Annotated in this window: 21 protein-coding genes and 2 pseudogenes; 9 read left to right on the top strand and 14 right to left on the bottom strand. The window is 44.1% G+C overall.

Going from position 1 to position 25,072, the window contains the following annotated elements:
• The first annotated feature begins 5 nt into the window (after positions 1 to 5).
• Complete coding sequence (locus INP83_RS20820; RefSeq protein ID WP_219125767.1) at positions 6 to 1,649, top strand: sensor histidine kinase KdpD; 1,644 nt, start codon at positions 6 to 8, stop codon at positions 1,647 to 1,649.
• Positions 1,650 to 1,665: 16 nt separating this feature from the next.
• Positions 1,666 to 2,353 (top strand): annotated as a pseudogene (locus tag INP83_RS20815) (response regulator transcription factor).
• Between the two features lie 99 nt (positions 2,354 to 2,452).
• Here the strand turns inward: INP83_RS20815 and INP83_RS20810 are convergent.
• From INP83_RS20810 to INP83_RS20785, 6 genes are all read right to left on the bottom strand, one after another.
• Positions 2,453 to 3,079, bottom strand: a complete 627-nt coding sequence (locus INP83_RS20810) for a bifunctional 2-polyprenyl-6-hydroxyphenol methylase/3-demethylubiquinol 3-O-methyltransferase UbiG (protein ID WP_219125766.1) — start codon at positions 3,077 to 3,079, stop codon at positions 2,453 to 2,455.
• Between the two features lie 2 nt (positions 3,080 to 3,081).
• Positions 3,082 to 3,969 (bottom strand): hypothetical protein, encoded by an 888-nt coding sequence (locus INP83_RS20805; RefSeq protein WP_255563207.1) that lies wholly within the window; start codon positions 3,967 to 3,969, stop codon positions 3,082 to 3,084.
• 18 nt (positions 3,970 to 3,987) lie between these two features.
• Entirely contained in the window at positions 3,988 to 5,268 is a 1,281-nt protein-coding gene (locus INP83_RS20800; protein WP_219125765.1) for a metallophosphoesterase, read from the bottom strand.
• 249 nt (positions 5,269 to 5,517) lie between these two features.
• The gene (locus INP83_RS20795) at positions 5,518 to 7,020 is read right to left on the bottom strand and encodes a sigma 54-interacting transcriptional regulator (RefSeq protein ID WP_219125764.1); all 1,503 of its coding nucleotides are present in this window, start codon (positions 7,018 to 7,020) and stop codon (positions 5,518 to 5,520) included.
• Positions 7,021 to 7,087: 67 nt separating this feature from the next.
• Positions 7,088 to 8,188: a VWA domain-containing protein gene (locus tag INP83_RS20790; protein WP_219125763.1), complete on the bottom strand. Its 1,101-nt coding sequence runs from the start codon at positions 8,186 to 8,188 to the stop codon at positions 7,088 to 7,090.
• A gap of 101 nt (positions 8,189 to 8,289) precedes the next feature.
• Entirely contained in the window at positions 8,290 to 9,168 is an 879-nt protein-coding gene (locus INP83_RS20785) for a carbohydrate kinase (RefSeq protein ID WP_146273429.1), read from the bottom strand.
• 180 nt (positions 9,169 to 9,348) lie between these two features.
• Between INP83_RS20785 and INP83_RS20780 the strand changes: the two genes are divergently transcribed.
• Positions 9,349 to 9,768, top strand: a complete 420-nt coding sequence (locus INP83_RS20780) for a DUF4440 domain-containing protein (RefSeq protein ID WP_219125762.1) — start codon at positions 9,349 to 9,351, stop codon at positions 9,766 to 9,768.
• A gap of 173 nt (positions 9,769 to 9,941) precedes the next feature.
• On the opposite strand, the pseudogene INP83_RS21430 reads toward INP83_RS20780, so the two are convergent.
• The 7 genes and pseudogenes from INP83_RS21430 to hemW all read right to left on the bottom strand — a co-directional run.
• Positions 9,942 to 10,472 (bottom strand): annotated as a pseudogene (locus INP83_RS21430) (peptidase dimerization domain-containing protein); the annotation flags it as partial.
• Between the two features lie 12 nt (positions 10,473 to 10,484).
• Entirely contained in the window at positions 10,485 to 11,060 is a 576-nt protein-coding gene (locus tag INP83_RS21425; RefSeq protein ID WP_370630579.1) for a M20/M25/M40 family metallo-hydrolase, read from the bottom strand.
• 11 nt (positions 11,061 to 11,071) lie between these two features.
• Positions 11,072 to 11,617, bottom strand: a complete 546-nt coding sequence (locus INP83_RS20770) for an N-acetyltransferase (protein ID WP_219125761.1) — start codon at positions 11,615 to 11,617, stop codon at positions 11,072 to 11,074.
• A gap of 311 nt (positions 11,618 to 11,928) precedes the next feature.
• Positions 11,929 to 12,810 (bottom strand): cupin-like domain-containing protein, encoded by an 882-nt coding sequence (locus tag INP83_RS20765; RefSeq protein ID WP_219125760.1) that lies wholly within the window; start codon positions 12,808 to 12,810, stop codon positions 11,929 to 11,931.
• A gap of 332 nt (positions 12,811 to 13,142) precedes the next feature.
• Positions 13,143 to 14,024, bottom strand: a complete 882-nt coding sequence (locus INP83_RS20760; protein ID WP_219125759.1) for a cupin-like domain-containing protein — start codon at positions 14,022 to 14,024, stop codon at positions 13,143 to 13,145.
• Positions 14,025 to 14,213: 189 nt separating this feature from the next.
• Positions 14,214 to 14,762 carry a fasciclin domain-containing protein gene (locus INP83_RS20755; protein ID WP_219125758.1) on the bottom strand — a complete coding sequence of 183 codons (549 nt, stop codon included), beginning with the start codon at positions 14,760 to 14,762 and terminating at the stop codon, positions 14,214 to 14,216.
• Positions 14,763 to 15,045: 283 nt separating this feature from the next.
• The gene (gene hemW / locus INP83_RS20750) at positions 15,046 to 16,167 is read right to left on the bottom strand and encodes a radical SAM family heme chaperone HemW (protein ID WP_219125757.1); all 1,122 of its coding nucleotides are present in this window, start codon (positions 16,165 to 16,167) and stop codon (positions 15,046 to 15,048) included.
• A gap of 83 nt (positions 16,168 to 16,250) precedes the next feature.
• Here hemW and INP83_RS20745 point away from each other — a divergent pair, with 83 nt between their 5' ends.
• The 6 genes from INP83_RS20745 to gldN all read left to right on the top strand — a co-directional run bounded on the left by INP83_RS20745 (position 16,251) and on the right by gldN (position 22,979).
• Positions 16,251 to 17,255 carry a DUF4271 domain-containing protein gene (locus INP83_RS20745; RefSeq protein WP_219125756.1) on the top strand — a complete coding sequence of 335 codons (1,005 nt, stop codon included), beginning with the start codon at positions 16,251 to 16,253 and terminating at the stop codon, positions 17,253 to 17,255.
• Positions 17,256 to 17,260: 5 nt separating this feature from the next.
• Positions 17,261 to 18,025 carry a uroporphyrinogen-III synthase gene (locus tag INP83_RS20740; protein WP_146273420.1) on the top strand — a complete coding sequence of 255 codons (765 nt, stop codon included), beginning with the start codon at positions 17,261 to 17,263 and terminating at the stop codon, positions 18,023 to 18,025.
• 245 nt (positions 18,026 to 18,270) lie between these two features.
• A complete protein-coding gene (locus tag INP83_RS20735; RefSeq protein ID WP_219125755.1) occupies positions 18,271 to 19,596 on the top strand; it encodes an SUMF1/EgtB/PvdO family nonheme iron enzyme in 1,326 nt (441 codons plus the stop codon).
• Between the two features lie 45 nt (positions 19,597 to 19,641).
• Positions 19,642 to 20,451 (top strand): gliding motility protein GldL, encoded by an 810-nt coding sequence (gene gldL, locus INP83_RS20730; protein WP_219125754.1) that lies wholly within the window; start codon positions 19,642 to 19,644, stop codon positions 20,449 to 20,451.
• Between the two features lie 40 nt (positions 20,452 to 20,491).
• Positions 20,492 to 22,012, top strand: coding sequence for a gliding motility protein GldM (gldM, locus tag INP83_RS20725; RefSeq protein ID WP_219125753.1), 1,521 nt, complete (start codon positions 20,492 to 20,494; stop codon positions 22,010 to 22,012).
• Between the two features lie 10 nt (positions 22,013 to 22,022).
• On the top strand, positions 22,023 to 22,979 hold the full coding sequence (gldN, locus tag INP83_RS20720) for a gliding motility protein GldN (protein ID WP_219125752.1): 957 nt from the start codon (positions 22,023 to 22,025) through the stop codon (positions 22,977 to 22,979).
• A gap of 206 nt (positions 22,980 to 23,185) precedes the next feature.
• On the opposite strand, the gene uvrC is transcribed toward gldN, so the two are convergent.
• Complete coding sequence (uvrC, locus tag INP83_RS20715) at positions 23,186 to 25,018, bottom strand: excinuclease ABC subunit UvrC (RefSeq protein WP_219125751.1); 1,833 nt, start codon at positions 25,016 to 25,018, stop codon at positions 23,186 to 23,188.
• Positions 25,019 to 25,072: the final 54 nt, after the last annotated feature.

Below are 25,072 nucleotides of genomic sequence, written 5' to 3'. Positions count from 1 at the left end.
CTGGCATGAAAGCCCCTAAGAATATATACCGCAAAAACTTTACACTGATTACGGCATCAATGGTGCTGATAACGGTGAGTTTTGTAATAGGCGTTATCATTTCTTATAACCTTACTGCCAAGTATGTAGAAAATGAATTTTCGTCAAAAAAAGTGGAGGTGCTCGATCAAACCTCAAAGCCATATAATGATTTTTTCCAGCTGAAGATCCCAGAGATCACTTCTTACCAGGGCTTTTTAGATTCGGCATCAGCGGCAAATTATTCGGCCACCGTATTTAAAATGTACCCCTTTGTAAGCCGGATATTATTTTATGACCTGCAGATAGGCAGCAAACCAACCAACTTTACCTTCACCAATAACCGGGGCATATCTGTAAAAGCCATCTATCAATACAAATTTAAACGCGGCAAGGTACGTGGCATAAGGGATATGGCCTTTGTTAACGAGGATGACTTTAAGCACATGGCGCTTAAACTTAATCACTTTATTACCGTTGCTGATACTACACGGCTGCCAACGCAGGACGAGATATTCCGTACATTTTACGATGTAAACCCGGATAAGATAAGCTACATGAATATCCCACGTCGGGAGGATGTGAAGATCTATCAATCCTTGTTACGTAAAAGCGAAAGTAAGGCGTTCTACAAACAAAATATGATGACCTTTCTGCTGGATGCTAACAAGCTGAAAGTGAAAAATACGCATCCCGAGCTCTACCAGCAGGTTACTATCCAACCCGTAGTTTACGACCCACTGGATGTTGACGGCGGCAAAAAGATAACGGAAGCAGCACTCACAGGAGCATTCTCAAACTTTAAGTTGTATTTCTCATCATCAAAAGAACACCTGAACAGGGAAATAGACAGGCGGTTTTTGCCTATAGGAGCAATTGTACTGCTTATATATGTTTTTATGGTGATGATAACCTGGTTGATCTATCGAAACCTAAACATTAACCTTAAAATATTTAAGCTGCAATACGATTTCATTAACAACTTTACCCACGAGTTTAAAACGCCTGTGAGTGTGATAAAAATTGCAGGCTCAAACCTTAAGGGTGATGCGGAATTAAGCGAACGCCAGCGCAGGCACTACGGTAAAATATTGGACGAAGAAGCCGATAAGCTGAACGATCTGATGAATAAGCTGCTATCGTTTACGCAGTTGGAGAACCGATCGATAACCATCCATCGGGAGGCGATAAATTTAAAAGAGTTTGCGCAGGGTTATATCGACACCTTTAAGATCAAATACCCGGATTTTAAATTAAGCTATAATATTGAAGGGATAGAGCTTTTTAATACCGACCCGGTATTATTAGGCAGCATTTTCCAAAACCTGATGGAGAATGCTTATAAATATTCGCATCCTGGCAAAAAGGAGCTGCATATTGATATCAAACAAGAGCGCCGCAATGTTGTATTAAAATTTGCCGACAAAGGTATTGGTATGGCCAAGGCTGAACAGGGCGATGTGTTTAAAAAGTTTTACCGCATAGAGAACCAGTATAACCAAAATGGCAGCGTAGGTTTAGGCCTTGCTTTTTGTAAAGAACTGGTTAACTTTATGGACGGCGACATAACCGTTGCAAGTAAAATAAACGAGGGCTCAACATTTACAGTTACATTGCCATTAGACAAATAGTTAGTCACACAGAAAAATGAACAAGGAAATTAAAATAGCGCTGGTTGAGGATGATGAGAACCTTAGGTTCTTAGTAGGCGAGCGCCTGCAAAGTGAAGGTTACAAGGTGTTGGAAAGCAACAATGGCGAAACTGCTGAGAAAATGATACTGGAAGAACAGCCGGATATTGTATTGCTCGACTGGATGTTGCCTGGTAAACAAGGCTCAGAAGTTTGTGCCAGCCTGCGCGAAAAAGGCTTTGATAAACTGGTGATCATGACTACTGCCAAAGCGCAGGATATCGATAAGATAGATGCCTATAACTTTGGCGTTAGCGACTACATTACCAAACCGTTTAACATGGATGTTTTGGTGGCAATGATAGAGAGCAAGATCAAGTTTTCGCTGAACAGCGAAAAAACAGAATCGCACAGGTTTGGCAATATGGAGCACCAGCCAAATACCCACTTGCTGATCAAGGACGGGCGTAAAATAGAGCTTACTATCCTGGAAAACCGCATCCTGTTATATTTCCTTAAAAACAAGAACAAGGTTATCAACCGCGAGGAACTGATGATGGAAGTTTGGGGTTACAATGCAGATGTAAATACCCGCACACTGGACATGCACATTGTTCGCCTCCGCAAAAAAAATTGAAGATAATCCTGATTCGCCTGCTTACCTGCAAACTGTAAGAGGTATTGGGTATAAGTTTGTTTATTAACTTACGAGATGTCATTGCGAGCGATAGCGCGGCAATCTTATAGCGTGCGACGAGATTGCCGCAGCTCCCGATATTTATCGGAAGCCTCGCAAATACATTTTATTTGGATTTCCTATACACTCTGCTAACCACAAACCGCCCGTAAAAATCTCGCTCTTCTATTTTTTTATATCCTTGCCGGGCAAACATCCCTTTTGCATCTGGCAATTGCCATGATTCTACGCCGCATAACACTTTAAAGAATAGCAACATGCTTTTCAGCATCAGGTTTTGCCATAGTTTACCCGTAAGCTGGAAATCGGCGTAAAGCCATAGACCTGATGGCTTAAGCGCTTTATGAATAGGATCAAAAATTGCAGGCAAACGCTCTTCCGAAAAGTTATCGAGCAAAAAAGGTGTTAGCACCACATCAAAATCGTTATTCAATTCTGCCTGCTGAATGGCTTGCGCAATAAAGGTTACCTTATTGTCGCCAAGGTTTCGTTTGCGCGATAGGGCCATCATCTTTGCAGAGATTTCTACGTATGTAATATTCAATCCCGCAGGGTTAATTTTTGTGATCTCGTCCAGTATCCAACCGGTACCCCCACCAACTATCAGAATTTTTGCATTAGCAGGAATGCGCTCTAAGATATATACCTGGGCTTTGGTAAGGCTATCACCGAACACCATCCGCGCAAGCCTGTCGTAGAATACAGCTGCGTTATCGTAATTGCCTTTTGCCATGCTTACAATTTGGCAAATAGAAAGTTAAATGCTATCAGCATTACGTATTGCAGTATTAAAACGCCGTCCAGGTAAAAGAAGTAGTAATATTCGTTTTTCTCCCACTTGGATCGAAAGATGAGCCATCCCATTAATACCGCCGTTAGCGCCAGCGCAAAAAAATCTGGTGAGAAACCGTTGTTGCGCAGCATAAATAGCAATACAATGTAACCGGCCAATAGCAACTGGCAAAACAGGTAAGCATTTTTCTCACCCCATGCCACTGCTATGGTTTTGAGGCCAAACTGCCTGTCCTGAAACAGGTCGCGGATATCAAAAGGGACGGTTAAAGCACCTATTAACAAAAAACGTTTAGCAATAAGGATGGTAATATCGCGGGTTGAAACATCTGCTATATGAGCTTCTTGTGCCTCCAGTATAGGAAGCAGGACGGAACTAAGCGTCCAAACGAGGGTTATCAGAAAAGGCTTTAGGCCCGGAATATTGCGAAGCCCGAATTTTTGCTCGCCAACGGTGAACAGGGGCAGGCTATAGCAAAAGGACAATACCGCCAGGAAAACCAGCAATATACGCGACTCCATGGATAGCAGAAAGAACAGCGGTACCAGCGAGAGCAGTGATATCATGGTAAAGGTTACCATTAGCCGGTAATGCGCAAAAAACCAGCGCACCCGCCTGTATGGCGACTTTTCGGGATGCTTAGGCTTGCTTAAAAGAATGCTGAAATTATATATACCCAGTGTAGACGTGAACAAAAGCGCAGTTACCGTATGAATTGGCTGCGCATCAATGAGGTGGAAAGTAACCAGTGCCTGTGCAACCGCACACAACGCCATGAATATATTACTGAAGAGCAAAAAATCAAAGGCGCTGGCGAAAATTTTCTTCATGAATGGCAGGCCGGCTTGTTAAGCTTTGTAATCTGGATCAGCTGCGGCTTTCAGCTCAAATATCGTAATCTCCGGCAATATTCCAATTCGGCCGGGGTAACCTAAAAAGCCATAGCCCACATTCACATAAATTTGCTGGTGTTTTTCGCGATAAAGGCCTGCCCATTCAGAGTAAACGTATTCGATAGGGCTCCATTGAAAATCATTGGTGCGCACACCAAACTGCATACCATGGGTATGGCCGGAGAACATTACATCTATCTGCGGATATTTTGGGATCACCTCCGCACGCCAATGTGATGGATCATGCGAGAGCAGCAGTTTCACCGGCAGGTCATCCGTGCCGGCAACGGCTTTTTCCATTTTACCATATTTGGGAAAACGGCTTAATTCGCCCCAGTTGCCAATGCCCAAAATACCAAGTTCCTCACCATCTACCTTTATGCGGCGGTGCTGGTCTACAAGCAGGTCCCAGCCGATGGTTTTGTGCGCCTGGTACATATCCTGCATGTTGCGCTGCTTATCCTGCGGCGAGGGCCAGGTACCGTAATCGCCGTAATCATGATTGCCCAGGATGGAATAAACACCCAGCGGTGCGCGTACCTTCTGGAAAACCGGCACTACCCGGTTCACCTCTTCGGTGCGGCCGTTTACCAGGTCGCCCGTAAAAAATATCATGTCGGCCTTTTGCTGCATCAGCAACTCAACACCGCCCTGCATGTTGTGCACGCTATGGAAGCTGCCGGAGTGGATATCAGATATTTGCCCAATGCGTAACCCATCAAAGGCCTTGGGCAAATTGGGCAGGTAAAGGGTCACATTTTTAACCTGGTAATCGTAAATGCCTTTAGACATGTTGTGCTTCAACAAATACAAGGGTAAGGCCCCGGCTAATATCCCTGCTTTCATCAAAAAATCTGAGCGTGGGATCTCTTCAGCAAACCAATCATCAGGTGTTGATCGGGGTTTCTCAAGGCGTTTCTTTCTTCTCCTGATAATGCGTTTTATTGCCCTTCGAATATCATCAACAATGATAAATAAGGCATAAAACAGTTTAAAGATCAGCATTAGGAAAAATAACAAAAGCAGGGCTCCGCGCACGCCTACACTCAGGTTGAGGTAAACGCTTGCCATCATCCCGGTAATGAGGAAAACTGAGAACGACCAGTAAACTACCAAAAACCATTTCTTGCGCGTGATAGGCCATTTGCGGAATGCTGCATGCAGACCTTGCAGAATGTAATAGTCTAAAGCTAAAAGTACTAAGGGTATGATGATGATGTAAAAGGCCTGCAGCATAGGTATTGCAAAGGTATTAATTATTGGTGGTTAAGCCTATTCAATTCTCCTTGCTTTATTGTCATGGTGAGCTTGTCGAACCACTCATCGCGGGTAAAGGTCTTCGACGAGCTTAGACTGACAAAAAAGTTTCTCCTTACTTTTCTTTTTCATGGTGAGCTTGTCGAACTACTCATCGCGGGTAAAGGTCTTCGACAAGCTCAGACTGACAAACAAAAAGCCCTCCCGGTTAGGGAGGGCTTTAGTAGACTAATACCTGTCGTCCAGGTCTATATCATCATCGTCATCCGGCTCCAGGTTGAACAAACTGTTGAACATGTCTGAAAATGCAAAGCCATTATCTAAGAAACCTTTATTCAGTTGAGAGAACTCAGCCAGGCCATGCAGCACAAACTCCATCAATAGCAATTGCTGGTTTTCGCTGAGACGGGGATGGAAAGTTTTAACCAGGTTTTTTAATCCCGCTACTCCATTTAATAGCTTTTTGTATTCGGCTAACGGCAGATTGTCAATTAGTGAAACCGTATTTCCATCGCCAAACCAGTTAACGATCTCGGCATAAGGATTTGGTGCTTTTGATTTTTTTGCTTTCTCCGGGTCCGGGAAGAATTGCAGCAAAAGGCTTTTAATGGCTTTACCAATAAGAATGTTGGCTACTTTGCCGGGGCCTTCCAATTCGCCCTCGTAAACCAGCTCAATTTTACCGGTAATGGCAGGGATAACGCCAAGGAAATCGGAGATACGAACAAAGGTTGATTTCTCACCGTTGATGATCATACGGCGTTCGGCATTGCTGATCAGGTTTTCAAACGATGCGATAGTTAAACGCGCCGATACGCCTGATTTTTTATCGATATATTCTGATGCACGTGCTTCAAAGGCAATCTGCTCAACCAGGTCCTTCACCAGGCCATCGGCTTCTACCGTAGCGCGCTGCTCGGGTGTTAATAAGGCCTCTTGCTGAGTTATCTTGCGCGAGATCTCAACAGACCGCGGGTAGTGGGTCAATATCTGGCTTTCGATACGGTCTTTAAGCGGCGTTACTATTGAACCACGGTTGGTGTAATCCTCCGGGTTGGCTGTGAACACGAACTCGATATCTAAAGGTAAGCGTAATTTAAAACCACGGATCTGTATATCGCGTTCCTGCAGTATATTGAAAAGTGATACTTGTATCCTTGCCTGCAGATCGGGTAACTCGTTGATCACAAAGATACCGCGGTGCGCACGCGGGATTAGCCCGAAGTGTATAACGCGCTCATCAGAGTAGGTCAGTTTCATGGTGGCTGCCTTAATAGGGTCAACGTCGCCAATCAGGTCGGCTACGGTAACATCAGGCGTTGCCAGTTTCTCGGTATAACGCTCACTGCGGTGAAGCCAGGCAATAGGGGTAGCATCTTTGTGCTTCTCTACTGTTTCGTGGCCGTACCATGAGATAGGCGCCAACGGATCATCAAACAGTTCTGATCCTTCTATATAAGGTATATACTCATCAAGAAGGTTTACCAACAGGCGGGCAATACGCGTCTTAGCCTGCCCGCGTAAACCCAGCAGTAATATGTTATGGCGCGAGAGGATGGCAGTTTGCAGATCGGGTATAACCGTATCCTCGAAACCTACGATGCCTTCAAAGCCACCTTCTTTTTTTTGTAGTTGCTTAATGAGGTTGGCCCTCAATTCATCCTTTACCGACCGGCTTACATAGCCCGATTCTTTAAGCTGACCAAGGTTTTTTATTTCTGTATAGTTCATTTGTTCAATGGTTCATTTATTCATTGGTGTCCTTCATATGCACATCTGAAAGTTGCACATCTGCACATCAACGAACAGTTCTTCTTCTGTTTTTTATGTAATCCTCAAAAATGTATTCGCCCAAACCGTTAAGCGAGCTGTAGAACGCGCGGCCACCGTTCGTTTCGGTAAACTTGCGTACAAACTGCTGCAGGTAGGGGTCTTTGGCTATCATAAAGGTGGTGATAGGTATTTTAAGGCGTTTGCATTGTGCCGCCATGTTCAGCGTTTTGTTCACCACTTTTTTATCCAGCCCAATGCTGTTTTTATAATAACGGTTACCTTCCTTTAAGCAGGTTGGCTTACCATCGGTTATCATAAAAATTTGCTTGTTATGCGTTTTACGGCGGCGAAGCATATCGGTAGCCAGCTCTAAACCTGCGTACGTATTGGTATGGTATGGGCCAACCTGTAAGTACGGAAGATCCTGCAGCGTAATTGGCCAGGCATCGTTACCAAATACCACAATATCTAAAGTATCCTTGGGGTATTTAGTGCGTATAAGCTCGGCCAATGCCATTGCAACCTTTTTAGCCGGCGTTATCCGGTCCTCACCGTACAAGATCATGGAGTGCGATATATCGATCATCAGCACGGTAGAAGTAAGGGTTTTGTAATCCATTTCCTCTACTTCCAGGTCGCGCTCGGTCATCATGAAATCACCTGTGATACCGTGGTTCACCTGGGCATTGTGGATAGACTGTGTCATGTCTATCTGGTCCAGGCTGTCGCCAAATTCAAACTCGCGGCGTTCGGCGTTACGCTCATCACCCTGTCCGCTCTGCGGCGAACGGTGGTTACCTTTTCCAGATTTCTTCAGCTTGCCGAAGATCTCTTCCAGCGCCGATTGCCTGATGCTTTGTTCGGCCTTGGCGGTGATGCTGAAACTGCCGTCCTGTTTATTTTCGTCGAGATATCCTTTATGCTTCAGCTCGTCAATAAAATCACCCATGCCATATTCGTCATTGGTGATGTTGTATTGCTTATCTAATTCATTTAGCCATGCCAAAGCCTCACCGGCGTCACCGGCGGTGTAGTTCAGCAATTCAAGAAATAATTTCAGTAATTCGTCAAATCCGCCTTTGGGGATCTGTTTTGGTATAAATTTAGAAAACCCAAAACCACGCATAGTTTACCCTTTCTGTTATAAAGTAACGGATTATTAATCTTAAAAGTTTAAGATAGGCACCCTTAAAACAGAATTGTTAACCTGTTATGACATTTGCCAGATCAGCTTTCGCGAATGGCAGTTATCTCATCACGAACATACACCGGGTTTGCGCCGCGTTTGCTTGTAACAAATGAGCCTATGGCGCAAGCTTCCACCAATACTTTGTCCATCGGTTGTTTGTCAATAATGCCGGCAATAAGTGTGGCTAAAAAAGCGTCACCTGCACCAACGGTATCGGCAACTTCAACTTTAAATCCGGGCTGCTCATAAAACTCGTGCTTATGCCAGATAATAGCCCCGTTTTCGCCTTTGGTAACGCAAATGGTTTGGGTATGATATTTCTTTTGAAACTCTACTATCTTCTCTTTTAGCTGGCCGTTACCGCCGTGGATCAGCAATTCTGCTTCTTCCTCGTTCATTTTGATAACATCAGCCCGGGCCGCAAGGGTTTCAATATCTGCAACGTTATAATGAGGTGCCCGCAGGTTTACATCAAATACTTTAAGCGCCTGTGTTTCCTCAAGCAGGCTTAACAACGTATTGCGCGTAGTTTTACCACGACTGGCTAAACTGCCAAATACGATTATAGAAGCATTTTTTGCCTCTTCTGTAAGGTTTTTATCTAACTGAATGTTGTCCCAGGATACAGGCTCAGGAATAATATAGGTAGCCTGGTTTTTAGCATCTAACTCAACCGTAACTTCGCAGGTGGGCAGATTATTGTCTTTTTGTATAAGGTTTGAGTGCAGCTTGTTTTCTTTAAGGAAGGTGATCAGGCCTTTGCCCGATTCATCTTTACCTACGCGGCTGGCAAAGCTTACGTTAACGTGTTGCTGAACCAGGTGCCTGGCTACATTCATTGGTGCGCCACCGGCTTTCTTTTCTTCGCCAAATGCATCCCACAAAACCTCGCCAAAACATAGTACGTTATCTTTCATATCGTGTTGATCAGAAAATCGTGTAAAGCTAACAAGGATTTGCTGTATGCAATGTTAAATTTATAATAAGTGCATTAACCATTTGTTAACAATTGTTTAAACGTGAACTTTATTAAACCGAAAGTATAGTTTAAGAGCCTTGAAGTACGGTAATTGACAACTAACACTTATATTTAGTTTATGAAAAAACTTACACTATTATCACTATTTATAATGATGTGCTGTTACTGCTTTGCGCAGGAAAAGCAAGCTATTGCCAGGGTAATGCACCAGCAGCAAATTGACTGGAGCAACGGCGATCTGGATGGTTTTATGCAAAGCTACTGGAAATCAGATTCGCTGGTATTTATCGGCAAGCGAGGCCCAACCTACGGCTGGCAGCAGGCTTTAGATAATTATAAAAAAGGTTATCCTGATAAAGCCGCCATGGGTAAGTTAACCTTTAGATTAGATAAAATTGAATTGCTGACCAAGACCGATGCATTTGTGATGGGTGCCTGGAGCCTTGCCCGCGAAAAGGATAATCCCGGCGGCTACTTTACCCTTTGGTTTAAAAAGGTAAACGGTAAGTGGGTAATTGTTTGTGACCACACGAGTTAAAAAAGGTCTGAATCAGAATTACCAAGATTTAAGGATTTACAGAATAAACTATCCAAGTACTTTAAAGCGTTCTTAATAACGCGTCGTTGCGAGGTACGAAGCAATCTCTTTGCTCTTCAGGGCGAACCTTTATGGTTCGGAGATTGCTTCGTACCTCGCAACGACGCAAAGGGTTATCTGGGATTATTCACAAGGCAATAGATCATGCCGTTGAGCAGATTGATATAAGTGTCGATGCCCTGATGGATCTCATCCAGGTAGATATACTCATCAGCCATGTGCGATCGTGCCGAATCGCCCGGGCCTATCTTTAGTGATGGGATGGATAACCAACCCTGGTCGCTGCTTGTAGGAGATACATAGCTGCGCAGACCCATTGCTGCCCCGGTGCGTACTATCGGGTGGATGCTATCAATGCATGAAGCGGTTAACACTCCTTCGCGGGCACAAACGCTGCAGGTAGTGTTCTGTTTAATAATGTCCAGCACTTCAGTGGGTTTATAGCAGTCGCTCAAGCGCACGTCAACTGTAAAATGGCACTCATGCGGGATGATATTATGCTGCATTCCTGCATCTATCTGCGTTACCGTCATTTTAACCGGCCCCATAAAAGCCGATTGCTTAGGGAAATGGTAATTGGCAAACCAGTTAATATCTGTTAATGCTTTGTAAAGCGCGTTGGTACCCTCGTTGCGGGCAGCATGGCCGGCAACACCCTAGCAGGTACAATCGAGCACCATGTTGCCCATTTCGGCAGTGGCCATCTGCATTTGGGTAGGCTCCCCAACAATGGCAAAGCTCAATTCGCCTAAATTTGGCAGCACCTCGCTTAAACCATGCTTGCCGGAATTCTCTTCTTCGGCGCTGGCAACCAGGCAAAGGTTATAGCTTAGGTCGCGCTCGTTATGAAAATGTACAAAGGTAGCCATTAGCGACACCAGGCAGCCGCCTGCGTCATTACTGCCGAGGCCATACAGCTTGCCATCAGTTACCTGCGCAAAGTAGGGATTTTTAGTGTACGCACCGTTTGGCTTAACGGTATCGTGGTGCGAATTAAGTAGGATGGTTGGCTTGCTTTTATCAAAGTGGCGGTTAAAAGCCCAAACATTGTTGTGCAGGCGATGAGTAGTAATATCATGGTTCTCTAAATAAGCTTGTATAATATCTGCAGTTTCAAATTCGTCGCCGCTGGGCGATGGTGTGCTGATCAGTTTTTTAAGCAGCATAACGGCCTCGTGGCCTAAACTGCTGTGCTGCCTTTTGCCTGTGGTATCTGTTAATGCTTGTATCATTTTTGTATTGCTTAGTTTTCTGATGGTGTGTAGAGCATGGCAGTACACAAACAGTTACGGCCTTGCTTGCTGTTTAAAATATTGTAGTTAACGCAGCTTTTGCAGCCCTGCCAAAACGCTTCTTCCCGGGCAATTTCTGCATAGGTTACAGGCTCAAACCCCAGGTGGGTATTCATTTTCATGATGGCGATGCCGGATGTAATGGAAAATACCTGTGCCTTTGGATAAGCCTCGCGACAAAGATTAAATACCATCTCCTTTATCTGATGGGCCACGCCGTGCTGCCTAAAGTCGGGTGAGACGATAAGCCCGCTGTTTGATACAAATTTGCCGTTGTCCCAAACATCAAAGTAAGAGAAACCTGCCCATTTACCATCCGGGGATACGGCTACCACGGCACGGCCATTGTTCATTTTATCAAGGATAGATGCTATAGACCTTTTAGATATTCCCGAGCCCCTTGCAATGGCCGAGCGTTCGGTTTCTTCAGAAATTTGCTGAGCGTAGATACAGTCAGAGGATTGGGCAATCCTCACAATTATTCGTTCGTCTTCCATTTTAGTATAGTTAATAAACGGTTGCACCGTTTGCAGGCCATTACGCTAAAAGGATGCCCTATCAAATAATTTTTTAAAAAAGCTGTTTTAAATAAGATGGGAGCCTTTTTCATACCGGTCGGTTAAAATCATGCTCGAAAAAGCATTTCATTTTGAAAGGCTTTTTTGCAGTAATGGAGAGGGGGGACTCACCCGGTCTTCGCTACGCTCGACTACCCTCTCTTCGCGCCGCGAAAAGAAGGTTAATAAAAAAAGCCCAACCTAAAAAGTCAGGCCCGTGGGTTTAAAATCTAACCCTCTATCTCTTTCACTCAATATGGTCTTCCATCTGCCAAAGCCTGGTTGGCCCGTTTTATGGCAAGCTCTTCTTTCCAATCCATGTACCTGCTTTTGAAGTTCTTTTTCATCACATCATCAAACTTTCGCTGAATAGTAAGGTTGTATAAACTTTTTGCCTTTATTGCCCATGATCTGTCCCAGGCGCGCAAACTAAGTGAGAAGGATCCATCAAGGTATTTCATCCAGTGCCAATAGCCTGTTGGCATAAACAGGGTATCACCATGCTCCAGGTAAGCTTCGGTGCCTGGGATGCCGTTAAGGGATGGGTATTTTTCAGTATCAGGGTTTAAAACGTCGTAATCTTCCAAAGCATAAGTGGCATTTGGCAGGCAGTACAGGCGCTCTTTCCATTTATGTTCAAATAAGATCACATGCTTACGTCCGCCAAAATGGGTATGAAAAATATGGGGGAGATCGATGTCGTAATGTAAAAAAGTCTCAGAGTTTGATCCGCCGAAGAACATGGCCGGCATGCTTTCTATAAAGCCACCCATCAGATCCTTTGGTAAAACAATATCTTTTAAAAGCTGCGGCGCTTCTTTAAATATATTGAAGAAAAAGATCCTCAGTTCGGTAGGTTGCGAGCGGATAAGATCAATATATTCATCAAAGGGCATCTCTGCTGCGGCCGAGTTGATAGGTTTAGACGGGTCAGCCTTAGAATTATCATATAATGGGACAACCTTATTGCCCACTACGCTTTTCATGTATTCCGGCGTCCATTTTTCGCGGGCGGGCCAATTACGGGTTAAGCCTTTAATAATAAGCGGGCGGCGCGGCTTGAGGTAATTGTTCTGAAAGTCCTGCGGGTTAATGGTATCAACGGTATCGATAGCGGAAAGCTTAAAACTCATAAACATTAACGTTAAACGGAAGGTAATGTAATAATACACCTCATGCCAATAGGCCAAATAACGGGTTTAGATGTTGGGTTGGAGTTAAAAGGGTGTTAAGTTTACGGGCTTGTCCCAATCCCTCTTAAAAAGGCGTGGCGGTTCAACCCTCTTTGCGTAGTAGAGAGGGTCGCGCACGAAGTGTCGCGGGGTGAGTAAGCCGGCGAAATAACTCACCCGGTCGGCGCTACGCGCGACCACCCTCTCTTCGCTGCGCGAAAAGAGGGAAAAAAAACGCCCGGCTTAAAAAGTCGGGCGTTGTGAGTCTGAGATCTGACTCTTCTGTCTTTTATCTAATAAGGCTTACCCTCGGCCAAGGCTTTATTGGCGCGTTTAACCGCGAGTTCTTCTTTCCAATCCATATAACGGCTTTTGAAGTTCTTTTTCATGATATCATCAAACTTGCGCTGTATGGTAAGGTTATATAAGCTTTTGGCTTTAATGGCCCATGAACTATCCCAGGCACGCAGCGATATGGAAAAAGATCCATCCAGGTACTTCATCCAGTGCCAAAAGCCGGTAGGCATAAACAGCGTTTCGCCATGTTCAAGAATGGTTTCCTGTCCTTCTATACCGTTAAGCGCCGGGAACTTTTCAAAATCGGGATTGGCTATATCATAATCCTCTAATGCATAGGTAGCAAAAGGGATGCAGTACAGGCGTTCGCTCCATTTATTATCAAATAAAATAATGTGCTTACGACCGTTAAAGTGCGTATGGAAAATATGCGCCAGGTCAATATCATAGTGCAGGAAAGTTACCGAACCTTGCCCACCGAAAAACATATTTGGGTATTTATCCAGGAAACCACCCATCAGGTCAGATGGTGAACGGTAATCGTCAAGCAAGTCAGGGGCATGTTTAATAGGGTCGAATAGAAATATACGTAGGTCTGTAGGGCCTTTTTGAATAAGGTCTATATAATCGCCAAACTTCATCTCGGCTGCAGAAGCATTGATGGGTTTTGAAGGGTCTGCTTTAGAGCTATCGTACAAAGGCACGGTTTTATCGCCAACCACTTCCTTAAGGTATTCAAATGTCCACTTTTGCAGAGCAGGCCAGGTTTCTGTTGCTTTACTTATAACCAGCGGTTTGCGCGGTTTTAAGTAGTTATTAACAAAGTCTTCTTTTGTAATATTGTCAACTCTGTCTATTTGTATAAGGGACAAACTCATATTTACAGATTATAAATCGCCCAAAATTAATTATTTAATGATGAGCAAACATCAGCTTAACTCAATTTTAAATTCGGCTGACAAAAAAGCCCGTACGGTCAAACCGTGCGGGCTTCTCTTTGAATTAGCAGTATTCAGTAACGGCTCTTGCTCATTAACGTATCTGCAAATTAATTTCTGCCAATCAAATTAGTTAGGCATTAACACAGCGTTCACTACGTGGATCACACCGTTGCTTTGGTTAACGTCAGGAATAGTTACCCAGCTTTTACCACCTTTTTCATCAACCAGATATATTCTTTTGCCTTTGGCCATTGCTTTTAAAGTGCCACCGCTAACGGTTTTTAATTCGGCAACACCGTTACCAGCCTTAATTTGTTTAGCTATATCCATAGCGCTTAATTTACCGGCCACTACGTGGTAGGTTAAAATTTTGGTTAGCGTTTCTTTGTTTTCAGGTTTTAACAAAGTTTCTACTGTACCTTTTGGCAATTTGTTAAAAGCCTCGTTGGTTGGTGCAAACACGGTGAACGGACCGGCTGATTTTAAAGTTTCTACCAAACCGGCAGCTTTAACCGCAGCTACCAAAGTAGTGTGGTCTTTAGAGTTAACAGCATTGTCAACAATATCTTTGGTTGGGTACATTGGTGCACCACCAACCATTTTAGTTTGAGCGAAAGTGTTTGGCGCAATTGCAGTAGCTACTAAAGCAAGTGCGGCGATGATCAATTTTTTCATTATTGTTTTGAGGTTATCTTGTTTTATAGAAGAAGATACGCCGATAACCGTGCAGCAGTTTTATAAAGGCATCTTGTTTCAAACTCTGAAAAGGTGTGAGTGATAGCTAATTGGAGTAATCCGTTTTGATGAATGATTCGTACGGGGACACTTCGCACATAAATGTGATTGTCTGCAAAAGGTTATCAAGGATATGCAGCTTTTTGAGTGGTTCGACAGGCTCACCATGACAGCTTTGGCAAATTATGTAGATCCTTTAATCAGTCCAAGCAAGGTTCAAGACTTAAAAAAACATCTCTGCGGCTATTGCATCTGCATATAATTTGCCTTCTGAAGTCAGCGTAAGTATGTTGCCGGTATTCAAAACTTTGCCTTGCGAGATATGATCCTCAGCAACTTTAATTAAAGCAGATGAAGCGCCAGCGGCTATACTGTCCAGTTTGCTAAGATCCAATCCCCACATGGTGCGCAGCGATGTCATGATGTATTCGTTGAGGCGGTCGGCTTCGCTTAGGGTTTCTATCTCCGCAGGAATGGTGTTGCCGCCCAAAGCTTGCAAGTATTTGGCATTGTTGGCGATGTTCCACTGGCGCGTTTCGCCATTAAAAGAGTGGGCGGAAGGGCCAATGCCCAGGTATTTTACGCCCTTCCAATAATTAGAGTTATGCCTGCTATAATGCCCGGGCTTACAAAAGTTAGAGATCTCATACTGCTCAAAGCCTTTGCTCTGCATAGCATCAAGCATATCAGCAAATTGTGCTGCGCTTTGCTGTTCATCCATGGGCGGCTGCTTCTTTTTACTGATGAACGCTGCCAGCGCGGTTTGCGGTTCAACCGTCATGCTGTAGGCTGATATATGCGGAATATCAAGGCCAAACATGGTGTCCAGGTTTTGCTTCCATTTGTTATCAGTTAGCAACGGATAGCCGTAGATCAGGTCGGCTGTAATGTTTTCAAAACCGGCATCCTGCGCACGTTTAACCGAAGCCTCTGCCTCTTGTGCCCTATGTACGCGATTCATCCACGCGAGGTCGTCATCAAAAAAAGATTGTATGCCTATACTGAAACGGTTTACAGGCGTTTTGCGCAGCGCATTTATTTTCTCTCTGCCAAGGTCATCGGGATTAGCTTCGAGCGTTATCTCGGCATTGCCGCTAACGCTGTGTAATTGCGTTATGCGGTTGATTAAACTGTTTATTTCATCGGCAGATAATACCGAAGGGGTGCCGCCGCCAAAGTAAATGGTCTCGATGGTTTCGCCATGCAAGTAATCCTTTTGCAGCTCCAGTTCGCGCAGCATGGCATCCAGCATCTGGTCCTTATATTTCAAGGATGTGCTGAAATGGAAATCGCAATAATGGCAGGCCTGTTTGCAAAACGGAATATGAATATAGATGCCTCCCATGGCGCAAAAATCAGCATATTATTTTAATTGCTGTGTAATATGTTGTATTCAACCTTACAATAAATACAATAACTTTGCGCCAAATGGCTCTGTTACGCTGGCTTATAGTATTTGTATTGATTACCCTGGCTTGTTCTGCAGTACATGCTCAAACAAGTGCAGATACCGGCGAGGTAGCCGTTGATACACCTGTAGTAAAACCCAGGCCGCGTTTTACTGGTCCCCTGCCGTTTTTAGATTCGGTAGCGAGGGCATCAGCCCTGCGCGAGCAATTTGTGTCAGATTCGCTGGCCAAACGTTACATCTCCGCGCCTGACCCTAACCGCCCAAACGCTTTTGTAGATAGCATCCTAAAAGCCAATGCTTATAAAAACGACCTGTTCCTCAATCTTTCTACCAAAGCATCCATGAAACAAGGTTATGGCCGCAACCGCCCGTCAAGGGATATATGGGTCATTGGGGTTATTATGGTATTGCTTTTGTTTGCCGCCGGTTTAAATATTGCCTCCACGAAGGATGTGAGCAATGTTTTCCAGTCTTTTTATCACCGCAAGGCTGCGGGCCCGGCAGGCAAGGAGGAGAGCCCCATTAACGCCTGGACGTTCATTGGGTTGTTCATTCTTTTCGGGCTTACCTCAGGGATGTTCCTTTATTTACTCACCACGGGTTATTACAAGGTTTATTACACCATATCTGGTGTGCAACTCTTTCTAACCCTGTCTATTGTTATCATTGCGTTATTTGCAGTTAAATTTTTAGTACTTAAGTTCTTGGGGTTTGTGTTTGACATTAGCAAACTGGTTGATGATTATATAGCTACCCTGTCGCTTACTTACTTTAATATCACCTTTGTGTTTTTGCCTGTGGCAGTGTGTTTTAGCTTAATAGCCGATGCTTTTATTCCGCTGTTGCTGATTATTACCCTAGCGCTGGTTATCATCATATTTGTTTGGCAGTACCTACGCAGCAGCGTGAGCATCATAACAAATTTCCGATTTCATAAGTTTTATTTATTTGTGTATCTTTGTGCCCTCGAAATTTGCCCTATATTAATACTGATAAAGGCGCTTAATATTGGATTTAGGTAGATAAAATGGCATTGGAAGACAGAAAGAAAAAGGTTAAAAGTATATTAGTTACGTTACCGAAACCTGAGAACGACAAAAACCCCTACGCTGAACTGGCTAAGAAGCTTAACCTTAAGATCGATTTCCGGTCTTTTATTCACGTAGAAGGCGTGCCTGCCAAGGACTTCCGCAAGGAAAAAATTAACCTAGCCGATTTTACCGCCGTTATTTTTACCAGCCGCAATTCTGCCGATCATTTCTTCCGTATTTGTGAGGAAATGCGTTTTGAAGTGCCTGTAGAAATGAAATATTTCTGTCTTTCAGAAACCATCGCCCTTTATCTTCAAAAATACATCCAATACCGTAAGCGTAAGATCTTCTTTGGTAAACAAACCGCTGCCGACCTGGCCGAGGTTTTGAAAAAACACTCGTCAGAAAAATTCCTTTACCCATGCTCTGATGTGGCAGCAGAAGAGACCCAGAAGTTTTTGTTAGATAACGGGTACAACTTTACGCCTGCAGTGCTTTTCCGCACCGTGTGCAGTGATCTTAGTGACCTGGCAGAAGTGTTTTATGATGTAATTGCCTTCTTTAGCCCATCCAGCATTCAGTCGCTTTACAAGAACTTTCCTGATTTTAAACAAAATAATACCCGCATAGCCGCTTTTGGTGCAACCACGCATAAAGCTGTACTTGATGCGGGCTTAATATTGGATATTCCTGCCCCAACACCTGCCGCTCCGTCAATGACAATGGCTATCGAGCAGTACGTGAAACAAGTAAATAAATAATTAACTGTTGCGGAGTGCAACTTTCCGCACAGACAGTCGTATAACGGTGAAAATGATTATTCTTTAAGGGTAATAATTTTCACCGTTTTTTATAACAGCCAGCCTGTAAGTTAATTAAATAAGGGTAGAGATACCTACCGTTAAAATGGAAAAATTGGTCTGGCGTAGTATTAAATTTAATATATTCGGGGCGTTGCGGTATTTTTTTTGAAAAATTAAAGCGTAATACTGATTTTGGATACAAAATGAAACAATTATACTTTGTGATTGCAGTTTTAACCGGTGCTGTATTAACCGGTTGCGGTATTGGTGGCGGTGGCGGCAACAACGGTGAGGTAACCGGTGTTAAGCAGCGTTCTTTCAGGGCTACAACGCCTTATGGCATGGTTTACATTAAAGGTGGTACCTTTTTAATGGGCCAAACAGACCAGGATGTAACCTTTGCGCAAACCGCGCAGACCAAACAGGTTACCGTTTCACCGTTCTTTATGGACGAGACAGAGATATCCAATACCAAGTACAAGCAGTTTGTATTCTGGGTTCGCGATTCAATTGCTATCACCAATTACCTTAATGATCAAAAGTATTACTATCAGCCAAAAAAGGGAGCGCCAGCCGATCCTAATGGCCGCAAATACATTAACTGGGATTACGTAGCTAAAAATCCGGTATTCAGCTCAAGGGGCAAAAATGCTTCAGCTAACCAACAAAAGCTTCAGGGACTTTATTATCAGGGCGATGACCGCATATTTGATCGTAACGAGATCGATATCCGCTTGTTGAAATATAATTATGCCATCATGTCGCTGCGTGAGGCATCAAATTACCGCAACGACAGGAACAAACGCCGTTCGGATTTCATCATCCGCGATACCGTTGGTGTTTACCCCGATACATTGGTTTGGCTTAACGATTTTTCGTACGCTGCCAACGAGCCGATGGTTGAGGGTTACTTCTCGCACCCTGCCTTCCGTAACTATCCCGTTGTGGGTGTTACCTGGCGCCAGGCACGGGCGTTTACCGTATGGCGTACCCGCTTAAGCGATGCTGCAAAGCAAAGGCGTAAATTGCCGCCTAACAGCCCATACAGCCTGCCTAACGAGGCGCAGTTTGAGTATGCAGCACGCGGTGGCCGTATCGGTACAGATTACCCTTGGGGCGGCCCTTACATTAAAAATGCTAAAGGTTGTTTAATGGCCAACTTTAAACCCGGCCGTGGCAATTATACGGATGATGGCGGCGCTTACACCGTTAACGTACGCTCATATTTCCCTAATGATTTTGGCTTGTACAACATGGCGGGCAACGTTGCCGAATGGACCTCATCAGCTTATGATGAATCTGCATCAACCTTTGTGCACGACCTAAACCCAACCTTTAACTACGAGGCCAAAGCTGCCGACGCTGAAGTTATAAAACGAAAAGTGGTACGTGGCGGCTCATGGAAGGATATAGGATATTTCTTACAAAACTCCACACGCAGCTTTGAGTACCAGGATACTGCCAAATCATACATCGGTTTCCGTTGTGTTACCGATTATATGGGCAGGGATATCCGCGACAGACGATAAACGAAAACAAAACAAACTTATAAATCTACTACTACAAAAAAGATTATGGCAGGGAAGAAAAAACCGTACGGAATTGGCAACATCGTATCATGGGGTGCATCTATTGTAATTGTCGGCTTGATGTTCAAGATCCTTCACTTACCGGGTTCAACCTATTTTATTGCCGGTGGTTTAACAGTTGAGGCATTATTATTCTTATTATTAGGTTTTCAGCGTGAAGATAAAGAGATTGATTGGACACGTGCTTATCCCGAGTTGGATGAAGATTATAACGGCGAATTGCCGAAAGTAACAGCACGCCCTGCTGCTGTTGCAACATCAAACTTTTCAAACACAGCAGCTTTAGATAAAATGCTTGAGGATGCCAAGATAGGGCCGGAATTGATCAGCAGCCTTGGCGACGGTTTGAGAACCTTTGGTGATAAAGTTAACGCAATATCACGCGTTACCGACGCAGGCGATGCAACTATTGCTTACACTAATAAAGTAAAACAAGCAACTGCAAGCTATGATAACCTGAGCAATGCTTTTGACAAAGCATCTGCTAACCTGGCAGAAATGGCCAATACAAACATTGATACCAAAGCTTACCACGAGCAGGTAAATAACCTGGCTAAAAACCTGTCGTCACTAAATGCAGTTTATGAGCTTGAGCTACAGGATTCGAGCGCGCATTTGAAATCAATGAACAAGTTTTATCAGAACCTGTCGCTTACCATGAACAACTTTAATGAATCATTAGAAGATTCGAAACAGTTTAAAGAAGAGGTAGGCCGCTTAGCTAAAAACCTGGCATCGCTTAACGCGATATATGGTAATATGCTTACTGCTATGAACCAACCGCGAGTTAACTAATCAAATTTTTAACAGAAGCATAAACTGATAAATATACAGTATGGCGGGAGGTAAAGAAACCCCAAGGCAGCGGATGATAGGTATTTTGTACCTGGTACTATTAGGCTTAATTGCCTTAAACGTGCCAGACAGCCTGTTAGATGCCTTCAGAAATATTACGTTGAGTTTGGATAAATCGAGGGTGAACGTTACCACGGGTATCGATAACGCTTATTCGGCTTTTGAAGCTACCAAACTTAAAGAACAACCGGAAAGGGCTAAGCCCATCTATGATAAAGCTAAACAAGCCAGTGCAATTGCCAATGATTTGAATAGCTACATAGAAACATTAAAGGCCAAACTTACCGAGGCCGGCGGCGGCATTAATCCTGATATTAACGATGTATCTCAAAGGGATAACCTTGATATTTCGGCACACATCATGATAGATCAGAAAAACGCAGACCAGCTGCGCGCTAAGATCGATGCAACACGCGAGAAGCTGATCAATATCTTACCTGAGCGTGAACGTGCAGGCGTTAACTTCTCGTTGAATGCTGTTGACCCGCCTAAACGTGGCGATATCAAAAAAACATGGCAGGAAGCTAATTTTGGTGATGGTATTCCGTTGGGTGCAACCCTGACTACTTTGGCTAAAATACAGGCTGATACCAAGAACGCTGAGAACGAGATAGTAAAAAAGATCTTAGGTGAAGTTGACCAAGCTGTTGTAACGCTTGATAAATTCAAAGCGGTGGCAGTTGCACCAAGCAGTTATATACTGGCAGGTCAACCGTACAAAGCGGAGATTTACTTAACTGCTTACGACTCAAAATCGAACCCCGACATCACTGTCGGTGGATCAAAAATACCAACCGTAGATGGAGTTGGTACTTATACAGTTGGAACAAGTGGTGAAGGTTTACGCACCTGGACCGGGCAAATAATGGTTAAAAGTAATGATGGGCAACCTCCAAAACCTTACAACGTTAGTGGCAGTTATATGGTCGCAAAACCATCGGCAGTAGTATCACCAGATAAAATGAATGTGCTTTATATTGGTGTGCCAAACCCTCTTTCGGTTTCTGCGCCCGGCGTTGCTAAAGACCAACTGAAAGTGAGCATGAGTGGTGGTTCGTTAAGTGGTTCCGGTGGTCATTATACTGCTACTGTTAGCTCAATAGGAACTGCGAAGGTTACGGTAACTGGCGACAAGGGTACAGTTTTAGGAACATCAGAATTCCGCGTAAAACGCATTCCTGACCCTAAAGCCATGTTTGCGGGCAAAAGCGGGGGTAATACCAGTGCAGCTAACCTGCGTTCGCAAGACCGTGTGTTTGCTAAGTTGGAAAACTTTGATTTTGATGCCAAGTTTAACGTAACACGTTTCACTATGATAGTAATAAAACCACGCCAGGATGCAATTATCAATTCAACCAACGGCGGAGAGTTATCGGGTGCAATGAAATCTGCACTGTCGGGTATTACTCCTGGTTCAACCGTGGTATTCAAAGATATTGTAGCCGTTGGTCCCGATGGTACCCAACGTGGATTAGATGGGATAGTGCTGCAGGCTAATTAATTTTAGGATTATGAAAAAGACTTACATCGTTGTTTTACTTTGCCTGATTTGCGGCGTTTCTGTTGCGCAGCGAAAAAGAACAACCAAACGTACTACCAAAGCAGCTACCACAAGGCAGGCTGCACCTACATCTGTTTCAGGTGCGGGTGTTGGTACAAGTGCCGGTTTACAGCCTGATACTGCAAAGAAAAAGCCTTTTGATCGCCCGCTGGATGGTTATTATAAAAAGAACAATATCCTTAGCGCTAAGGTTACGCCATACGCCAACCTCCGCGAGGCTGACGTGATGTTTGCAAAACGTATCTGGAGAGAGATAGACATCCGCGAAAAGATGAACCAATACATGGCTTCACCAAAAATGCGTTTGATAGATGTTTTGATGAATGCTATTGATGCAGGTGAGCTGACAGCTTATGATCCTTCACCAACTAAAGACGACCCTAACGGCGATAGCTTTAGCAGGCCCTTAAGCGGTGCTCAAGCACGCAGCAAAATGGCTGATAGCGCTGTAGTTGACAAGTTTGACAAAGACGGTAACAAAATAGGTTCTGTGGTACAAGCGGGTGAGTTTAACCCGGATAGCGTTGTTAAGTTCCGCATTAAAGAAGATTGGGTTTTTGATAAGCAGCGTTCAATTTTTGAGCCGCGTATTGTTGGTATAGCACCTTTGATAAAACCAAAAGCCGCCGGTATCGACCTCGATTACCAACCAGCTTTCTGGATCTATTTCCCCGAAGCACGCGCCATACTGGCTACTAAAGAGGCGGTTAGTCGGAATAACGATGCTACAGGCCTAAGCTTTGACGACTGCTTTGTAAAGCGAATTTTTACCAGCTACATCGTCAAGCAATCTAATGATAAGGACGAACGTATCCGTGATTACGCACAAGGCATTGATAAGCTCTACGAAAGCGACAGGATCAAAAAGAGCCTGATGGATTGGGAGCTAAACCTTTGGGAATATTAGTGATAGAGATCTGTTAATTGGTGATAAGAGATTAGTTGCCAATTGATCATAAAATACAAAGCCCCGCTTGTTTCAAAGGCGGGGCTTTTTTTGTTAAAAGGTCATTGCGAGCGATAGCGTGGCAATCTCTTAGTAAGCACGTTTTAAACGCGAGGAGATTGCCGCGTCGCTGCACTTCTCGCAATGACATATAAATTTATATTGCTCTACGGCAAAAACCCTCCGGCCTTCTGCTCGCTTACAGCCGGATTAAAATAGGCGGCAATGGCTTTAGCTTGTTTTAGGTTCACTACTTCCTGTAGTTCGGTCTCATTAGCTTCACGTATTTTCTTTACGGACTTAAAGTATTTTAAAAGCTTTTCTGCAGTTGTTTTGCCTATGCCCGGTATAAGCTCCAGTTCGGTAGCGAGTGTTCCTTTATCACGTTTTTTGCGGTGGGCGGTTATGCCAAAGCGGTGGGCTTCATCGCGCAGTTGCTGAATGATCTTTAAAGTTTCTGATTTCTTGTCCAGGTACATCGGGTACTGGTCGCCCGGGTAGTAAAGCTCTTCCAGCCGCTTGGCAATACCGATAACAGTTACCTGTTTCTCTATCCCCAAAAGTCTCAAACTCTTCAAAGCCGACGAAAGCTGGCCTTTACCACCATCAATAATGATGAGTTGCGGCAAGCCGGTATCCTCGTCTAACGTGCGGCGATAGCGGCGGAAAACAGCTTCTTCCATGGTGGCAAAGTCGTTTGGCCCCTCAACGGTTTTTACGTTGAAGAAACGGTAATCCTTTTTAGAAGGCTTGCCATCTTTGAAAACAACAATCGCCGATACGGGATACTTACCCTGGAAGTTGGAGTTATCAAAACACTCGATGTGGCGCGGCAACTGGTTCATGCGCAGGTCCTTCATCATCTGCGTTAATAAACGTTCCGTGCGAATCTCGGGGTTCAGTTTTTCATACTGGTCGATCTTCTCTTTTTTAAAGAATTGAACATTCTTTTGCGATAGATCAAGAAGTTTTTTCTTCTCGCCAAGTTTGGGAACGGTGAATTTGATTCGGGTATCCTCTAAATCGATGTCAAACGGTACGATGATCTCTTTTGAGGTGCTGTTGTAACGTGTCCTGAACTCGCCGATGGCTATCTCAAGCAATTCCTGGTCGCTTTCATCAAGGCGTTTTTTAAGCTCGATGGTTTGCGTTTGAATGATGGTACCGTTCATTACCTTTAAATAATTCACAAAGGCATATTTTTCCTCTGATGCAATACTGAAAACGTCCACGTCCGTAATGGAAGAATTTACCACTGTTGATTTACTTTGGTAATTCTCCAAAAGCTCAGCTTTACGTTTAAGGCGATGGGCCAGTTCAAAATTCAGATCGGCAACTGCTTCGTCAAGGTCACGTTTCAGGTTACGGACCACGTTGCCTATTTTACCATTTAAAACGTCGGTGATCTCAGCAATTCCACGGTCGTAGTCTTCTTCTGATTGGTAGTTCTGGCAAGGCCCTTTACAGTTGCCCAACTGGTACTCCAGGCAAACCTTAAACTTACCTTTGTCGATATTCTCACGAGTTAAGGCAAGGCTGCAGGTACGCAGGGGATAAGTTTCTTTGATGAGCCCCAGAATAGTATGCATCATGCTTACCGATGCGTATGGTCCCAGATATTTAGAACCGTCTTTAATGATGCGGCGTGTCCAGAAAATGCGTGGAAAATTCTCGTTCTTGATAATGATCCATGGATAGGTCTTATCATCCTTCAGCATCACGTTATAGCGCGGCTGATGCTTCTTGATCATAGCATTTTCCAGCAACCATGCATCCACTTCCGTATCAACGATAGTAAATGTGATCTTACGGATCTTAGACACCAGCACCCTGGTCTTGGCATTTATCTGCGTATCCTTATTAAAATAAGACCCCACACGGTTACGCAGGTCTTTAGCCTTGCCAATATATATCAATTCATTATCGGTATCCCAATACTGATATACACCCGGCTTATGCGGTATATTTTTTAAAGCGTCTCGGTAATCGAATTTTTCCATTGGCCCCCTAACCCCCTAAAGGGGGAATAAAGTTGAACCCTTCCCAATAACTCC

This window comes from Mucilaginibacter sp. 21P, from assembly GCF_019331605.1.
Classification (GTDB): Bacteria; Bacteroidota; Bacteroidia; order Sphingobacteriales; family Sphingobacteriaceae; genus Mucilaginibacter; species Mucilaginibacter achroorhodeus.
This window is presented reverse-complemented; position numbering and strand designations above follow the sequence as displayed.

Bases quoted from the DNA above. Each gene is read 5' to 3' on its own strand.
- INP83_RS20820 (WP_219125767.1), top strand. From the start codon at position 6: ATGAAAGCCCCTAAGAATATATACCGCAAAAACTTTACACTGATTACG.
- INP83_RS20810 (WP_219125766.1), bottom strand. From the start codon at position 3,079: ATGGCAAAAGGCAATTACGATAACGCAGCTGTATTCTACGACAGGCTT.
- INP83_RS20805 (WP_255563207.1), bottom strand. From the start codon at position 3,969: ATGAAGAAAATTTTCGCCAGCGCCTTTGATTTTTTGCTCTTCAGTAAT.
- INP83_RS20800 (WP_219125765.1), bottom strand. From the start codon at position 5,268: ATGCTGCAGGCCTTTTACATCATCATCATACCCTTAGTACTTTTAGCT.
- INP83_RS20795 (WP_219125764.1), bottom strand. From the start codon at position 7,020: ATGAACTATACAGAAATAAAAAACCTTGGTCAGCTTAAAGAATCGGGC.
- INP83_RS20790 (WP_219125763.1), bottom strand. From the start codon at position 8,188: ATGCGTGGTTTTGGGTTTTCTAAATTTATACCAAAACAGATCCCCAAA.
- INP83_RS20785 (WP_146273429.1), bottom strand. From the start codon at position 9,168: ATGAAAGATAACGTACTATGTTTTGGCGAGGTTTTGTGGGATGCATTT.
- INP83_RS20780 (WP_219125762.1), top strand. From the start codon at position 9,349: ATGAAAAAACTTACACTATTATCACTATTTATAATGATGTGCTGTTAC.
- INP83_RS21425 (WP_370630579.1), bottom strand. From the start codon at position 11,060: ATGATACAAGCATTAACAGATACCACAGGCAAAAGGCAGCACAGCAGT.
- INP83_RS20770 (WP_219125761.1), bottom strand. From the start codon at position 11,617: ATGGAAGACGAACGAATAATTGTGAGGATTGCCCAATCCTCTGACTGT.
- INP83_RS20765 (WP_219125760.1), bottom strand. From the start codon at position 12,810: ATGAGTTTTAAGCTTTCCGCTATCGATACCGTTGATACCATTAACCCG.
- INP83_RS20760 (WP_219125759.1), bottom strand. From the start codon at position 14,024: ATGAGTTTGTCCCTTATACAAATAGACAGAGTTGACAATATTACAAAA.
- INP83_RS20755 (WP_219125758.1), bottom strand. From the start codon at position 14,762: ATGAAAAAATTGATCATCGCCGCACTTGCTTTAGTAGCTACTGCAATT.
- hemW (WP_219125757.1), bottom strand. From the start codon at position 16,167: ATGGGAGGCATCTATATTCATATTCCGTTTTGCAAACAGGCCTGCCAT.
- INP83_RS20745 (WP_219125756.1), top strand. From the start codon at position 16,251: ATGGCTCTGTTACGCTGGCTTATAGTATTTGTATTGATTACCCTGGCT.
- INP83_RS20740 (WP_146273420.1), top strand. From the start codon at position 17,261: ATGGCATTGGAAGACAGAAAGAAAAAGGTTAAAAGTATATTAGTTACG.
- INP83_RS20735 (WP_219125755.1), top strand. From the start codon at position 18,271: ATGAAACAATTATACTTTGTGATTGCAGTTTTAACCGGTGCTGTATTA.
- gldL (WP_219125754.1), top strand. From the start codon at position 19,642: ATGGCAGGGAAGAAAAAACCGTACGGAATTGGCAACATCGTATCATGG.
- gldM (WP_219125753.1), top strand. From the start codon at position 20,492: ATGGCGGGAGGTAAAGAAACCCCAAGGCAGCGGATGATAGGTATTTTG.
- gldN (WP_219125752.1), top strand. From the start codon at position 22,023: ATGAAAAAGACTTACATCGTTGTTTTACTTTGCCTGATTTGCGGCGTT.
- uvrC (WP_219125751.1), bottom strand. From the start codon at position 25,018: ATGGAAAAATTCGATTACCGAGACGCTTTAAAAAATATACCGCATAAG.